General features: G+C 64.1%; 14 protein-coding genes and 2 pseudogenes. 9 read left to right on the top strand and 7 right to left on the bottom strand.

Features of this window, described 5'->3' with window-relative positions; translation table 11 throughout:
* Nucleotides 1–7 precede the first annotated feature (7 nt).
* Nucleotides 8–532 (bottom strand): ankyrin repeat domain-containing protein, encoded by a 525-nt coding sequence (locus AB5975_17125; protein ID XDR18388.1) that lies wholly within the window; start codon nt 530–532, stop codon nt 8–10.
* Nucleotides 533–798: 266 nt separating this feature from the next.
* Between AB5975_17125 and AB5975_17120 the strand changes: the two genes are divergently transcribed.
* The gene (locus AB5975_17120; protein XDR18387.1) at nt 799–1071 is read left to right on the top strand and encodes a DUF3509 domain-containing protein; all 273 of its coding nucleotides are present in this window, start codon (nt 799–801) and stop codon (nt 1069–1071) included.
* A 61-nt stretch (nt 1072–1132) separates the two neighbouring features.
* Here AB5975_17120 and AB5975_17115 read toward each other — a convergent pair.
* From AB5975_17115 to aroC, 3 genes and pseudogenes are all read right to left on the bottom strand, one after another.
* A pseudogene (locus tag AB5975_17115) lies at nt 1133–1668 on the bottom strand (oxidase).
* A pseudogene (locus tag AB5975_17110) lies at nt 1668–2821 on the bottom strand (MFS transporter). The pseudogenes AB5975_17115 and AB5975_17110 overlap by 1 nt, the downstream one beginning before the upstream one ends.
* 74 nt (nt 2822–2895) lie before the next feature.
* Nucleotides 2896–3987 (bottom strand): chorismate synthase, encoded by a 1092-nt coding sequence (gene aroC, locus AB5975_17105; GenBank protein XDR18386.1) that lies wholly within the window; start codon nt 3985–3987, stop codon nt 2896–2898.
* Between the two features lie 130 nt (nt 3988–4117).
* Between aroC and AB5975_17100 the strand changes: the two genes are divergently transcribed.
* On the top strand, nt 4118–5080 hold the full coding sequence (locus tag AB5975_17100; protein XDR18385.1) for an alpha/beta hydrolase: 963 nt from the start codon (nt 4118–4120) through the stop codon (nt 5078–5080).
* Between the two features lie 65 nt (nt 5081–5145).
* Nucleotides 5146–5928, top strand: coding sequence for a hypothetical protein (locus AB5975_17095; GenBank protein ID XDR18384.1), 783 nt, complete (start codon nt 5146–5148; stop codon nt 5926–5928).
* Between the two features lie 150 nt (nt 5929–6078).
* On the opposite strand, the gene prmB is transcribed toward AB5975_17095, so the two are convergent.
* Nucleotides 6079–6987, bottom strand: a complete 909-nt coding sequence (gene prmB / locus AB5975_17090) for a 50S ribosomal protein L3 N(5)-glutamine methyltransferase (protein ID XDR18383.1) — start codon at nt 6985–6987, stop codon at nt 6079–6081.
* 179 nt (nt 6988–7166) lie between these two features.
* On the opposite strand from prmB, the gene AB5975_17085 reads away from it, so the two are divergent.
* The 5 genes from AB5975_17085 to AB5975_17065 all read left to right on the top strand — a co-directional run bounded on the left by AB5975_17085 (nt 7167) and on the right by AB5975_17065 (nt 9876).
* The gene (locus tag AB5975_17085) at nt 7167–7757 is read left to right on the top strand and encodes a cysteine hydrolase family protein (protein XDR18382.1); all 591 of its coding nucleotides are present in this window, start codon (nt 7167–7169) and stop codon (nt 7755–7757) included.
* Nucleotides 7758–7842: 85 nt separating this feature from the next.
* Complete coding sequence (locus AB5975_17080) at nt 7843–8163, top strand: hypothetical protein (protein ID XDR18381.1); 321 nt, start codon at nt 7843–7845, stop codon at nt 8161–8163.
* Between the two features lie 105 nt (nt 8164–8268).
* Nucleotides 8269–8829: a Smr/MutS family protein gene (locus tag AB5975_17075; protein XDR18380.1), complete on the top strand. Its 561-nt coding sequence runs from the start codon at nt 8269–8271 to the stop codon at nt 8827–8829.
* 70 nt (nt 8830–8899) lie between these two features.
* A complete protein-coding gene (folE, locus tag AB5975_17070; protein ID XDR18379.1) occupies nt 8900–9445 on the top strand; it encodes a GTP cyclohydrolase I FolE in 546 nt (181 codons plus the stop codon).
* 59 nt (nt 9446–9504) lie between these two features.
* Nucleotides 9505–9876, top strand: a complete 372-nt coding sequence (locus tag AB5975_17065; GenBank protein ID XDR18378.1) for a glutaredoxin family protein — start codon at nt 9505–9507, stop codon at nt 9874–9876.
* A 69-nt stretch (nt 9877–9945) separates the two neighbouring features.
* Here AB5975_17065 and AB5975_17060 read toward each other — a convergent pair whose 3' ends face one another.
* Nucleotides 9946–10548, bottom strand: a complete 603-nt coding sequence (locus tag AB5975_17060; GenBank protein XDR18377.1) for a glutathione S-transferase family protein — start codon at nt 10546–10548, stop codon at nt 9946–9948.
* Between the two features lie 145 nt (nt 10549–10693).
* Here AB5975_17060 and AB5975_17055 point away from each other — a divergent pair, with 145 nt between their 5' ends.
* A complete protein-coding gene (locus AB5975_17055) occupies nt 10694–11884 on the top strand; it encodes a benzoate/H(+) symporter BenE family transporter (protein XDR18376.1) in 1191 nt (396 codons plus the stop codon).
* A 113-nt stretch (nt 11885–11997) separates the two neighbouring features.
* Here AB5975_17055 and AB5975_17050 read toward each other — a convergent pair whose 3' ends face one another.
* Nucleotides 11998–13938 carry a methyl-accepting chemotaxis protein gene (locus AB5975_17050; GenBank protein XDR18375.1) on the bottom strand — a complete coding sequence of 647 codons (1941 nt, stop codon included), beginning with the start codon at nt 13936–13938 and terminating at the stop codon, nt 11998–12000.
* Between the last annotated feature and the right edge of the window lie 57 nt (nt 13939–13995).

Here is a 13995-nt window from a genome sequence, read left to right as displayed (position 1 = left end):
CAGGCGGTTAGCCGGCCAGCGCTTGCAGGCGTGCGGCGGCGTCCACCGCGCCCATGGTCTGGGCCGCCATCAGCGCCGTGGCGCCGCGTGCATCCTGGCGCGCCGGGTCGGCGCCCTGGGCCAACAAGTAGTCGATGATTTCGCTGCGGTTGAACATGGCTGCCAACATCAGCGCAGTACGCCCATCCTGCGCGGCGGCATCCACTGGCACACCGTGCTCAAGCAACAGGCGAATCATCGCCAGATCCCCCTTGAACGCTGCACCGGCAATAGGCAGTTGGCCGTTGTCGTTGGCAATCAATGGGTCGGCACCTTGCGCCAGCAACACGCGCACCGCGTCATGCTGGCCATGGTAACTGGCCAGCATCAGCAGGGTGTCGCCCTTGTGGTTGCGCAGGTTGGGCGGCAGGCCACTGGCAAGCAGGCGCCCGAGCATGTCGGCGTCGCCCTGACGGGCACGTTCGAACACCTGCTCGGCGAATGCAGCGGCTTCGTCATCGTTCATGGTGGCGGGTGCGGTTTGGCTGGACATCGGGAACCTCCTGGCATATTTGATTGCCCAAGTTTTCGTCAGGCATGCCATTGCGGTCAAAGGTTCAGATTCTATAGGGCCGATAGGCAAATCCCGACCCGTGCAAAATGCACTGTGCAAAATGCACGACCATGCAGCCTGCACGATGCCGCTTCCGTAAATAACCCGTAAGAGCCTGTATTTACTGGGCTTTTCGCTAATCAGCGTTCTGGCACGGTCACTGCAACCATCAACTCACGTCTGCCCTACAACAGCCAGGAGTTGATATGGACCTCATCCAGCAAAAGTTCGTTTCGGTATTTTCGGCCTATCAGGTGAATACCCAAGCCCGCCCCGATGGCGGTGTGCTGCTTACCCTGCGTGCGGCGGATGGCAAGGTTACCCGCCGGGTGCTGACCTATGGGCAACTGCACAGTGCCGAACAGCTGTCCTGGGCGATCAGTGCCATCCGTCGCGACTTGGCCGAGCAGGCCAGTGAGTTGCCGGTGATTACCATGCTGCAGAGCCAACAGCGGTTTGCCTTGCCGACCTACCGTTGAATTTGAAACTGCCTGACATGGCCTCTTCGCGGGCTTGCCCGCAAAGAGGTCGGTAGGGCCACTACAGTTCGTCAATCCCCAAAAACGCCCGTGCAGCCACATCCCCGGTGAACCGCGCCTGCACGCCCTGCTCGCTGCCGTACAAGCGCAACGCCAGGCAAAACGGCGTGTCGCCCAGCTCAACCCAGCGGCGCGTCCCCGCCGGTATCACAAGCTGGTCACCTTTCTCGCACAGCACCGAATACACCCAGCCGCCCAACCGCAGGCCCACCTGCGCACGCCCTCCGACCACGGCAAACACCTCGTCGGCGTCATGCACATGCTCATCGCGCACATCGACCTGTACCGGGTCCTCACCGTCACGGTTCAACAGCACGAACGCCTTGCTGCCATGCCCCGTCATCAACTGGTCCAGGTATACACGGCAAGCGCCCAGCACCTCATCCTGGGCCGTACCGGGCGCACCCGCAGGCCATGCTCGGCATGGGCAAAGCGCACTCCGTGCTCGGCCAATGTGGCAGCGATGTCATCGTGGTGAGTCAGCACCTTGTTCGGCAGTGCCGGGCTGTCGGGGTGGAAAACGCTGAGAATACTCATCAGGGGCGGGTCCTGGTCGATTGCGAACGAAGGGCAATGATAACGGCTGCGGCCAAGGCTGCGGCACTGGCCATACCAAAGGTGAAGGTGGGGCCCAACAGCTTCCAGCTGTAGCCTGAGTACAACGCCCCCAACGCACCGCCGGTACCCGACAGCGCCGCGTACAGCGCCTGGCCCTGACCCTGCTGACGGGCGCCGAAGCTGGCCTGCACAAAGGCAATGCTGGCGGCATGGAAGCAGCCGAAAGTGGCCGCATGCAGCAACTGGGCGAATATCAGCACGGCCGGCTCACCTGCCAGATTGCCCAGCAACAACCAGCGTATGGCCGCCAGCAGGAAGCTGGCCAGCAACACCCGCTGCACGCTGAAACGGGCGAACAGGCGGCTCATGACCATGAACATCAGCACCTCGGCCACTACCCCCAGCGCCCACAACAGGCCAATGGCACCGCGCGTGTAGCCCAGGTGCTCCAGGTGCAGGGTAAGGAACGTGTAATACGGCCCGTGGCTGAGCTGCATCAACGCCACGCAGGCGTAGAACGCCATCACCCCCGGGGCGCGCAACTGCTGCAGGAAGCCACCCGCGCCGCTGCGCTCGCCCTGCTCCAGCGGCTGGGCATTGGGTACCCACAGGCTGGCGGCGACGATGCCAGCCATGATCGTGACCAGCGCCACCGGGTAGATATCCAGGCTCAGCCATTCGAACAAGCGGCCCAGGCCAACTACCGTGAGAATGAAGCCAATCGAGCCCCACAGGCGCACCTGGCTGTAGCGCGACGTTTGCCCGTGCAGGTGGGCCAGGGTGATGACTTCGAACTGCGGCAGCACCGCATGCCAGAAGAACGCGTGCAGGGCCATCACCAGTGCCAGCCAGGCGTAGCTTTTGCCGAAGAAGATCAGGGCGAAGGTGGCCAGTGTCGACAACGCGCCCAACCGCACGATCAACAACCGCTGGCCGGTACGGTCGCCCAGCCAGCCCCACAGGTTGGGGGCGATGCAGCGCATCAGCATGGGGATGGCCACCAGCTCGCCGATGCGTGCCGGGAAAAACCCAGGTGGTCGAAGTACAGCGCCAGGAAGGGGGCGGTGGAGCCTAGCAGGGCGAAGTAGAACAGGTAGAAGCTGGACAAGCGCCAGTAGGGGATGGGCTGCATGAGATAGCCTTGTGGCGACCTGCATCGGCCTCTTCGCGGCGGTTAGACGCCGCGAGGAGGCCGGCACGGGTGGATCAGAGCTGGCCCAGCACCGGGGTATTCACCTTCACATCGGCATTTTGCGCGCGGTGACGCAGCAGGTGGTCCATCAGCGCGATGGCCATCATCGCCTCGGCGATCGGCGTGGCACGGATGCCCACGCACGGGTCGTGGCGGCCTTTGGTGATGACGTCCACCGGGTTGCCGTCGATATCGATCGAGCGGCCTGGGGTGGTGATGCTGGAAGTGGGTTTCAACGCCAGGTGGGCAACGATCGGCTGGCCCGAGGAGATGCCACCCAGGATGCCGCCAGCGTTGTTGCTGAGGAAGCCTTGCGGGGTCAGCTCGTCACGGTGTTCGGTGCCGCGCTGGGCAACGCTGGCGAAACCGGCGCCGATTTCCACACCTTTGACCGCGTTGATGCTCATCAGTGCATGGGCCAGTTCCGCGTCCAGGCGGTCGAAGATCGGCTCACCCAGGCCAGGCATGACACCTTCGGCGACCACGGTGATCTTGGCGCCCACCGAGTCCTGGTCACGGCGCAACTGGTCCATGTAGGCCTCAAGCTCTGGCACTTTGTCCGGGTCGGGGCTGAAGAAGGCGTTCTGCTCCACCGATTCCCAGGTTTTGAACGGGATTTCGATCGGGCCCAGCTGGCTCATGTAGCCGCGCACGGTGATGCCCTGGCTGGCCAGGTACTTCTTGGCGATAGCACCGGCCGCCACGCGCATGGCGGTTTCACGGGCCGAGCTGCGGCCACCGCCACGGTAGTCGCGAACGCCGTACTTGTGATGGTAGGTGTAGTCGGCGTGGGCCGGGCGGAACAGGTCCTTGATGGCCGAGTAGTCCTTGGACTTCTGGTCGGTGTTGCGGATCAGCAGGCCGATCGAGCAGCCGGTGGTGCGGCCTTCGAACACGCCGGAGAGGATTTCCACCTCGTCGGCTTCCTGGCGCTGGGTGGTGTGACGGCTGGTGCCGGGCTTGCGCCGGTCGAGGTCGTGCTGCAGGTCGGCGAGGGAAATTTCCAGGCCTGGTGGGCATCCATCGACAATGGCGACCAACGCCGGACCATGGCTCTCGCCAGCGGTGGTGACAGTGAACAGCTTGCCGTAGGTATTGCCGGACATGGACGCTCCGCGAGATCTGCCTGAAATGGACGAAAAGCAGGCAGTATACAGATGGATGGGTTGTCTGTGCTGGCCTTCGAACCTTCCCGCAAACATTGGGTCAAAGCACCATCTCCCCATGTAGTACCGCATGATGCCGCGCCTCGTCGCTTTCCTCTTCCTGCTGTGCACCGGCCTGGCCCAGGCCGCCGCACCCACCGTACTGCAACGCCCGATCGACCTGGACACCGGCCAAGGCGTGTTGCACGGCAGCCTGCTGCTGCCACAACAGGCCACGCCGCCGCCGGTGGTACTGATCATTGCCGGCTCCGGCCCCACCGACCGTGACGGCAACAACCCGGCCTCGGGCAGGGTCGACAACCTCAAGCGCCTGGCCCTGCTGTTGGCCAACGAGCACATCGCCAGCGTGCGCTACGACAAGCGCGGCGTGGCCGCCAGCCAGCCGGCCACACCTGACGAGCGTGACCTCAGCGTGGAGCGCTATGTAGCCGATGTGGTCGCCTGGAGCCACAAGCTCAAAGCCGACCCGCGCTTCGGCCCGCTGATCCTCATCGGCCACAGCGAAGGGGCACTGATCGCCAGCCTGGCCGCCGAACAGGCCGGTGCCAGCGCGGTGATCACCCTGGCCGGCAGCGGCCGGCCTATGGCCGACGTATTGCGCGAGCAACTGGCCCTGCGCCTGCCCCCGGCGCAACTGGCCGGTGGCAGCGCCCTGCTCGACCGCTTGCAGGCCGGGCAAACCAGCCTCGAAGTGCCGGCACCCTTGCGCCAGGTGTTTCGCCCCAGCGTGCAGCCGTACCTGATCTCGCTGTTCCAGCAAAACCCGGCAGCCGCCTTTGCCCGCCTGCCCATGCCCGCGCTGATCGTGCAGGGGCGCAACGATGTGCAGGTGGACGTGGCAGACGCCCAACGGCTGAAGGCGGCCAAGCCGGACGCGCAGCTGGTGCTGATCGACGGCATGAACCACATGCTGCGCATCAGCCCCAAAAGCATGAGCCAGCAGCGCGACAGCTACCTCAACCCCGAACTGCCGCTGGCGCGCGAGCTGGGTGAGCGAATTGTGACGTTCATCCAGCATTTGCCTTCGGCGTGAGGCAATGGGGCTCAGGTCTCGGGCAAGCCTGCCGATACAGCAGGCATAGCCGAGGACAAGCCCTGATGACCATCGCCCCCGCCGCCGTAGAGCCGGCCGAAGCCCCCCAGGAAAGCCCCGCCCTGCCCTGGGCCGAGCTTGCCGCCGAACACTTCCAGCTGCTGCGCCTGGCCGCACTGCCCACCGACCGCAGCACCGGCGCCCGGCCGCTGCGCTTTGTGCAGTTCGGCTATGCCGAGCGCCATGACAAGGCGCACAGCCTGCTGCGCATGGAAATCCAACTGCCCGGCCAGAAGGTGCACAAAGAGCAGAACCGCCTGGACATCCGTGTCGACCATGCCGAGCGCCTGGTGCGCATTGGCAATGAGCATGGCCTGCAACTGGAGCCCGTGAACCGTGGCATCGGCCGCTTCATGCTGGCCCAGGCGGCGCAGTGGCTGCAGCGCAAATGGTCGCACTACCAGGTAGTGGGCATGGCGTTGCCAAGCAAGGATGCGCTGAACGAAGACTCCCGCCTGCGCCGTGACAACTGCCTGCGCGGGGTAGGTATCGAGGTGGAATACGAGGACAGCCAGCACCTGAAGGGCCGTACCGTGGACATGACCGTCGGCCAGCTGAAGGCCGCCTGGAGCAACGAGCGCCTGCAGCGGGTTGACATTCTGGATGCTGCCAACCTGTTGCAGCAGGCGGACCAGCAGTTGCAGGAAAAAGAAGCGCAACTGCGCGAGCGCGATGAGCGGGTGGCCAAGTACCACCGCGAAGACAGCGGTTTGCGCTTCACCATTACCTGCCTGGTGGCGTTTGCGGTGTTTCAGGCAGGGTTGTTGATCTGGATTGCCACCCGCTGAGGCCGCTTCAGCCGGTGGGGATTGGGGCCGCTTTGCGGCCCATCGCGACACAAGGCCGCTCCTACAGGGGCAGCGTAACCTTGGGGGAAACGCGTCTGCCTGTAGGAGCGGCCTTGTGTCGCGATGGGCTGCAAAGCAGCCCCAAATGGGTCAGACCCGGGCCTTGAACAATTCCTGATGCTGGCGGCACTGCTCAGCCGTCAGCATGAACACCCCATGCCCGCCGCGCTCGAACTCCAGCCAGGCAAAGTCCACTTCAGGGTACAACGCCTCGACATGCACCTGGCTGTTGCCCACTTCGACAATCAGCAAACCTTTGTCGGTCAGGTGGTCGGCCGCTTCGGCCAGCATCCGCCGTACCAGGTCCAGGCCGTCGTTGCCGCAGGCCAGGCCCAGCTCGGGCTCGTGGTGGTACTCGGCCGGCATGTCGTCGAAGTCTTCGGCATCGACATACGGCGGGTTGGACAGGATCAGGTCGAAACGCTGCCCCGGCAAACCGCCAAAGCCATCGCCCTGCACGGTATACACGCGGGTGTCCAGGCCATGGCGCTCGATATTCTGGTTGGCCACTTCAAGGGCCTGGAACGACAAGTCGGCCAGCACCACCTCGGCCTCGGGGAACACCTCCGCGGCGACGATGCCGATGCAGCCCGAGCCCGTGCACAGGTCGAGAATGCGTGCCGGCTCGCTGGCCAGCCACGGCTCGAAACGTTTTTCGATCAGCTCGCCAATCGGCGAACGCGGCACCAGCACCCGCTCGTCGACGATGAACGACATGCCGCAGAACCAGGCCTCGCCCAGCAGGTAGGCGGCCGGCACGCGTTCTTCGATACGGCGTTTGAGCAGGTGCTGCAGGCGTACCCGCTCGTCGTCCTCGAGCATGCAATCCAGGTAGCTGTCGGCCACCTCCCATGGCAGGTGCACCGCACCGAGCACCAGCAGGCGGGCCTCGTCCCAGGCGTTGTCGGCACCGTGGCCGAAGAACAGGTCGTGCTCGTGGAAGCGGCTCACCGCCCAGCGGATGTAGTCGCGCAACGTGCGCAGACGGGATGTGATCACGGGGTACTCCTATTTCAGACCGGACAAAAGTCTAACAGTCCCACCCGCACATTTGTTCGTTTGCCTTGCCCAAAGGCTAGCCACAGGCCAGTAACCATGCCGCTTGCGTTGTCAACCATTCCCATTGGCGTCAAGGCAGGGGACAATAGGTATACAAAAGCCCTTCCAAGGAGCCCTTGATGTCCGTTCCAACCACGATGTTCCGCCTCACTGGCCGCGACTACCCGCCGGCCAAGCTGAGCCACGCCAGCCTGATCATCATCGATGCGCAAAAGGAGTACCTCAGCGGTCCCCTGCAGCTGTCGGGCATGGACGAGGCCGTGGCCAACATCGCCAGGTTGCTCGACGCCGCGCGTAAAAGCGGCCGTCCGATCATCCATGTTCGCCACCTGGGCACTGTCGGTGGCCGCTTCGATCCACAGGGGCCGGCCGGCCAGTTCATTCCGGGGCTCGAGCCACTGGAAGGCGAAATCGTCATCGAAAAACGCATGCCCAACGCATTCAAGAACACCCAACTGCACGAAACGCTGCAGGCGCTGGGCCACCTGGACCTGATCGTCTGTGGTTTCATGAGCCACTCCAGCGTCAGCACTACCGTTCGCCGCGCCAAGGACTATGGTTACCGGTGCACCCTGGTGGAAGACGCCTCGGCCACCCGCGACCTGGCCTTCAAGGACGGGGTGATCCCGGCCGCACAGATTCACCAGTGCGAAATGGCCGTGATGGCCGACAACTTCGCTTGCGTGGCACCCACCGCCAGCCTGATCTGAACCACTGGCAAGACCGCCCGGCAGCCGGGCGGAACCCGATGGGCGGCAGCAGGTCGAATTCCGGATATCCACAGAGGAGAGCGGAATGAAGCTTAAAGGCAGTTTCGACGCCAAGCGCCTGCGCACGCGCGAGCCGCGTAACTGGGGCGCCCGCCTGGCGGCCGGCCTGTCGGCGCTGCTGGCGACCCTGGGCGTGCTGCTGGCCATGGCCGGCTTTGCCGGCCTGCTGGGCAACTACCCCGCCCTGCAGGAACTCAATGCCAACAAACCGCTGTCCAGCATCCTTACCGGGGCTGGGTTGCTGCTGCTATGGCTGGGCGTGCGCTTCTGGCGGCGCAGCCGTATCCGTTTGCGCCGCGGGCGGGAATTGAACCTGTCGCCGCACCTGATGAAAAAACACGACTGACAGCTATGCTGCGGTCGCGCCCCTTGTGGGAGCGGCCAATCAGACCCGACATGGCTGCACAGGGCCCCACAGTCGCGTAAACTACGCCGCCTACGTGGAGGCATCATGCAAGACGACGATTTTTCCCTGTTCAAGGCCGAAGTGCGTGGCGTAAAGCAAATCCGCCACGACCGCGCCGAAGTCGGCAAGCCCAAGGCCGACCGCCAGAAACTGGCTGGCCTGCGCCAGGCGGCGACCGTGCGCAGTGACAAGGCCCTGGTCATCGACGGCATGTCCGACCTGTTCGTCATCGACGTAGGCGCCGAAGACGAACTGATGTGGCGCCGCGACGGCGTGCAGGAAGGCCAGCTGCGCAAGCTCAAGCTGGGGCAGATCCCGTTCGAGGGCAGCCTCGACCTGCACGGCATGACCGTGGAAAAGGCCCGCGAAACCCTGTGGGACTTCATCGCCGAAGCCACCAAACTGGAAGTGCGCTGCGTGCGGGTGACCCACGGCAAGGCCGCACGCCTGGATGGCAAGCGCCCGATGATCAAAAGCCACGTCAACACCTGGCTGCGCCAGCACCCGCAGGTGCTCGGTTTTGCCTCCTGCAGCGCCCGCCATGGCGGCACTGGCGCGGTGTATGTGATGCTCAAGCGAACCATGCTCGAAGGCCGCGACGAGTAACGCCGCGCTTGCAGCGCCGCCCTCACCGCCGTACCCTTCGTTTTTGCGATTTTTTCCCACAGGTAGATCCATGTCCCTGGAACAGAACTACACCGAGATCCTCAGCCAGATTGGCGAGGACGTCTCCCGTGAGGGCCTGCTCGACACGCCCAAGCGGGCTGCAAAGGCGATGAAGTACCTTTGCCGCGGTTATGAGCAAACACTGGAAGAGGTCACCAACAACGCGCTGTTCAGCTCTGATAACAGCGAAATGGTGCTGGTCCGGGACATCGAGCTGTATTCGATGTGCGAACACCACATGCTGCCGTTCATCGGCAAGGCACACGTGGCCTACCTGCCCAAGGGCAAGGTCCTTGGCCTGTCGAAGGTGGCGCGCATCGTCGACATGTACGCCCGCCGCCTGCAGATCCAGGAAAACCTCAGCCGCCAGATCGCCGAAGCCGTGCAGCAGGTTACCGGTGCCGCCGGTGTGGCCGTCGTGGTCGAAGCCAAGCACATGTGCATGATGATGCGCGGTGTCGAGAAGCAGAATTCGACCATGATCACCTCGGTGATGCTGGGTGAATTCCGCGAAAACGCCGCCACCCGCAGCGAGTTCCTCAGCCTGATCAAGTGATTGGCTGCTGACCCCGAGCCGACCCCTGCGGGTCGGCTTTTGCATTTCAGGAGTTGCCCATGATCGTCAAAGCCCTGCGGGTTGGCCTCGGCCAGCTTATCGTCTTCGGTGACTGGATCAGCCGCCCGGCCAAGCGCAAGCGTGACGCCGCCGCCCAGGCCCGCGTCGAGCAAGCGGCCAAGGGCCTGGCGCTGTACCAGTTCCATGCCTGCCCGTTCTGCGTCAAGACCCGCCGCACCCTGCATCGCCTGAACGTACCGGTAGCGCTGTGCGACGCCAAGAACGACCCGGTGCACCGCCAGGCCCTGCAGGAAGGTGGCGGCCGGGTGAAAGTGCCTTGCCTGCGCATTGAAGAAGCCGGCAAGGTGACCTGGATGTACGAGTCCAAGGCCATCATTGCCTACCTGGATGAGCGGTTTGCTTCGGTCTGACAGGTCGTAGCTTTCGTGTATCGGCCTCTTCGCGGGCAAACCCGCGAAGAGGCCGATACAAGCTGAAGATCATCCCACCATCGGCACATGCCGTGGGTGGCTGCTGACCCGCTCCAGCCAGGCCCTTACCGCCGGGTAATCGGCCAGGTCGAAACCGCCCTGCTGCGCCACATGGGTGTAGGCATACAACGCCACATCGGCAATCGAGTATTGCTCACCCACCAGGTACGGCGTCATCTGCAGCTGCCGCTCCATCACCTTCAGCGCCTTGTAGCCGCCCTTGTGCAGCTTGCGGTACTCCTCCAGGCGCTCGTCCGGCAGCCCCAGGTAAAACTGGATGAACCGCGCCACGGCGATGTACGGCTCATGGCTGTACTGCTCGAAGAACTGCCACTGCAACACCTGCGTGCGCAGGCGCGGCTCGCTGGGCAGGAACTCGCTGCCATCGGCCAGGAAGTTGAGAATGGCGTTGGACTCCCACAGGTAGCTGCCGTCCTCCAGCTCCAGTACCGGCACCTTGCCGTTGGGGTTCATCGCCAAAAACTCGGGCGTTTCGGTCTCGCCCTTGAGGATGTCCACCGGGTGCCATTCATACGGCCGACCCAGCAAGCTCAACATCAGCTTGACCTTGTAGCAGTTGCCCGACTGGTAGTCGCCATAGACCTTGTACATCGCCCCTCCACTGCCAAGCAGTTTTGCAATTGCGCCCAATAGTTGGTGACTGTACGGCTAAATGCAATGGCCGCTGTATGGCAAGGATCAACCTTGCGCGCTGTAGTCTGAAAAAACTGCTTACACCTTTACAAGGATTTTGTTCATGACCGATGCCACCTCCGCACGCCTGCGGCCCCTGGCAGACACCTCTCCGTCGGCTGTGGTTGCAGGCTTCATTGCCATGCTCACCGGCTACACCAGTTCGCTGGTACTGATGTTCCAGGCCGGCCAGGCGGCCGGGCTGACCACTGCGCAGATTTCGTCATGGATCTGGGCGCTGTCCATTGGCATGGCGGTGTGCAGCATCGGCCTATCGCTGCGCTATCGCACCCCCGTCACCGTGGCCTGGTCCACCCCAGGCGCTGCCTTGCTGATCACCAGCCTGGGCGGGGTCAGCTATGGCGAAGCCATTGGCGCCTATATCACCTGTGCCGTACTGGTCCTCATCTGTGGCCTGACCGGCAGCTTCGAGCGCCTGGTCAAACGCATTCCGGCCTCGCTGGCCTCGGCACTGCTGGCGGGCATCCTGTTCAAGATCGGCAGCGAAATCTTCGTCGCCGCCCAGCACCGCACGTTGCTGGTGCTGGGCATGTTCTTCAGCTACCTGCTGGTCAAGCGCCTGTCGCCACGCTACTGCGTACTGGCCGCGCTGTTGGTGGGCACGGCATTGTCCGGCGCGCTGGGCCTGCTGGACTTCAGCGGCTTCCACCTGGAAGTGGCCAAACCAGTATGGACCACACCCAGCTTCTCGTTGGCGGCAACCATCAGTATCGGCATTCCACTGTTCGTAGTGGCCATGACCTCGCAGAACATGCCCGGCGTGGCCGTGCTGCGTGCCGACGGCTACCAGGTGCCCGCCTCGCCGCTGATTTCGGCCACCGGCTTTGCCTCGCTGCTGCTGGCGCCATTCGGCTCGCATGGGGTCAACCTGGCGGCGATCAGCGCAGCGATCTGCACCGGGCCGCATGCCCATGAAGACCCGAGTAAACGCTACACCGCGGCGGTGTGGTGCGGGATTTTCTACGGCATTGCCGGGGTGTTCGGGGCGACCTTGGCGGCATTGTTTGCGGCATTGCCTAAGGAGCTGGTGCTGTCGATTGCCGCACTGGCGCTGTTTGGTTCGATCATGAACGGGCTGACCGTGGCCATGAGCGAGGCGCGCGAGCGTGAGGCGGCGGTGATTACCTTCATGGTCACGGCTTCGGGGTTGACCCTGTTCTCGATAGGCTCGGCATTCTGGGGGATTGTGGCGGGGGTGCTGACCTTGATGATCCTGAATCCGCGCAGGGGATGACGGTAGAGAGGCGCTGGGGTTGAGATTGAGCGCCGCCCGCGCGGCGCTCGATCTCAAAACCCACAAAGCACTTTGAACCTGGCACCTGGCACCTGGCACCTGGCACCTGGCACCTAAAGCCTGAAATGCTCCACCATCCCTTTCAAATCAGCCCCCAACTGCGCCAGCTCCACACTCGACCGGGCATTGTCCCGCATCGCCAACGCCGCCTGATCCGCACTACCGCGAATCTGCGTGACGCTACGGCTTATCTCCTCCGCCACCGAGCTCTGCTGCTCGGCCGCCGCGGCGATCTGCTGGTTCATCTGCTGAATCAATGACACCGCCGCGGCAATGCTGCCCAGCGCACTTTCCGTCTGCAGCGCATCGGCCACCGCCAGGCGCACCAGCTCGGCACTGCCACGGATCTGCGCCACCGATTGCTGGGCATTACCGCGCAGGCTGGCGACCAGTGTCTCGATCTGCTCGGTGGATTGCCGGGTACGCCGCGCCAACGCGCGCACCTCATCGGCCACCACGGCAAAACCACGCCCTTGCTCACCGGCGCGAGCTGCCTCGATGGCGGCATTGAGCGCCAACAGGTTGGTTTGCTCGGCCACGCTCTTGATCACTTCCAGCACGTCGCCGATGGTGTGAATTTCGGCACTGAGGCTGTCGATGCCAGCGCTGGCGGTTTCCGCCGCCGCCGCCAACTGCTCGATGCGCTGCATGCTCTGGCGCACCACCTGCTGGCCGGTGTCGACTTTCTCGTCCGCTGCCTGGGCCGCTTGCGCCGCCTCTTCGGCATTGCGTGCCACATCGTGCACGGTGGCGGTCATCTGCTGCATGGCGGTGGCGACCTGCTCGGTTTCTTCCTTCTGGCTGCCCACCTCGCGATTGGTCTGCTCGGTCACCGCCGACAACGCCTGGGCGTTGCCAGCCAATTGTTCGATGCCCTGCTGCAGGCCGCTGACAATACCCGAAAGCCCCGCCGCCATCTGCTGCATGGCCTGCATCAGTTGCCCCACCTCGTCCCGGCGCGGCGCCTGGGCGTCCAAGCCCAGCTCACCCGCAGCGATACGCTGGGCGCGGGCGATGACATGCTGGAGAGGGCCGACGACCGCACGGGTAATCATCCAGGCCGCCAATACACCGACGATCAAGGCCAGCACCGTGGCCAGGCCGATGGCAACGGCATTACGCTGCAGCTCGCCCTGCAGAGCCTGCTCCTGCCCCAGATAGGCCTGGTCGACTTGCCCGGTCACTTGCTCGGCACTGGTTTGCAACTGCGCCTTTAGCCCCTGCTCGCGGGCCAACTGGTCGGTGTATTCGTTGAGTTTTTCCGAGAAGCTGCCAATGTGCCCGGCCACTTCGCCAAGCACACTCTGGTAACCGGCATCGCCAACCGCACCCTGTAGTTGGCTGACCAGGCTGGCGGCCTCCACCGTCTGGGCAATTCGCTCCTGGCTCACGCCCTCTTCGCCCTTACGGCTTTTTTCCAGGCGCACCCGCGCTTCGTCCATGGCCTGCAGCATCAGCCGCGACACCTGTGCCACTTGCCCAGCTTGCTCAAGGAACTCGCCACCCTGCTGGCCCTGGGACTGCTTGAGCGTGTACACACCGTCATCGGCCAGGCCGGCCTGCAGCACATCGAGGTTGTTGGCCACGCTGGACACCGACCAACTGGCCATGTCCAGCGCCAGCTCCTTGGCCTGCACGGCCTCGACAAAGGCCTCGAATGCCTGGCCATAGGCAGCAAGATCGGTTTGCGCCGCCGCCAGCGCCGGCAGGCCGCGGGCACGTTCGACCAGGCCCTGCAGGCCGCTGCGCAAGGCCTCGGCCTGCTGCAGGTCGGAGCGCAGGGCAAACGCCTGCTCGTGCTGGCGCAAGCGCAACAGGTCGGTATTGAACTGGGCCAGCTGACGCAAGCTGTCGAAGCGCTGGCCGACGCCATGCAACGCGGCGATGCCGATGGCCGCCACCGCCAGCGTCAACAGCAGCACCAGGGCAAAGCCCAGGCCGAGTTTGCGGGCCATGCCCAAGTTGGCCAGCACACCGTGCTTGCTCGCGCCCATCGCCGACTCCCCTTCTGCTTGCGAGGTTATCCGAAGGCCAAGGGTGGCAACGTTGCC

Origin of the sequence: Pseudomonas putida, assembly GCA_041071465.1 — a bacterium.
GTDB classification, from domain to species: domain Bacteria; phylum Pseudomonadota; class Gammaproteobacteria; order Pseudomonadales; family Pseudomonadaceae; genus Aquipseudomonas; species Aquipseudomonas putida_P.
The sequence above is the reverse complement of the archived record's forward strand: the minus strand, read 5'-3'. Positions and strand labels throughout refer to the sequence as shown.

Bases quoted from the DNA above. Each gene is read 5' to 3' on its own strand.
- AB5975_17055 (XDR18376.1), top strand. From the start codon at position 10,694: ATGACCGATGCCACCTCCGCACGCCTGCGGCCCCTGGCAGACACCTCT.
- AB5975_17050 (XDR18375.1), bottom strand. From the start codon at position 13,938: ATGGGCGCGAGCAAGCACGGTGTGCTGGCCAACTTGGGCATGGCCCGC.
- AB5975_17100 (XDR18385.1), top strand. From the start codon at position 4,118: ATGATGCCGCGCCTCGTCGCTTTCCTCTTCCTGCTGTGCACCGGCCTG.
- AB5975_17085 (XDR18382.1), top strand. From the start codon at position 7,167: ATGTCCGTTCCAACCACGATGTTCCGCCTCACTGGCCGCGACTACCCG.
- folE (XDR18379.1), top strand. From the start codon at position 8,900: ATGTCCCTGGAACAGAACTACACCGAGATCCTCAGCCAGATTGGCGAG.
- AB5975_17080 (XDR18381.1), top strand. From the start codon at position 7,843: ATGAAGCTTAAAGGCAGTTTCGACGCCAAGCGCCTGCGCACGCGCGAG.
- AB5975_17095 (XDR18384.1), top strand. From the start codon at position 5,146: ATGACCATCGCCCCCGCCGCCGTAGAGCCGGCCGAAGCCCCCCAGGAA.
- AB5975_17125 (XDR18388.1), bottom strand. From the start codon at position 532: ATGTCCAGCCAAACCGCACCCGCCACCATGAACGATGACGAAGCCGCT.
- aroC (XDR18386.1), bottom strand. From the start codon at position 3,987: ATGTCCGGCAATACCTACGGCAAGCTGTTCACTGTCACCACCGCTGGC.
- AB5975_17060 (XDR18377.1), bottom strand. From the start codon at position 10,548: ATGTACAAGGTCTATGGCGACTACCAGTCGGGCAACTGCTACAAGGTC.
- AB5975_17075 (XDR18380.1), top strand. From the start codon at position 8,269: ATGCAAGACGACGATTTTTCCCTGTTCAAGGCCGAAGTGCGTGGCGTA.
- AB5975_17120 (XDR18387.1), top strand. From the start codon at position 799: ATGGACCTCATCCAGCAAAAGTTCGTTTCGGTATTTTCGGCCTATCAG.
- AB5975_17065 (XDR18378.1), top strand. From the start codon at position 9,505: ATGATCGTCAAAGCCCTGCGGGTTGGCCTCGGCCAGCTTATCGTCTTC.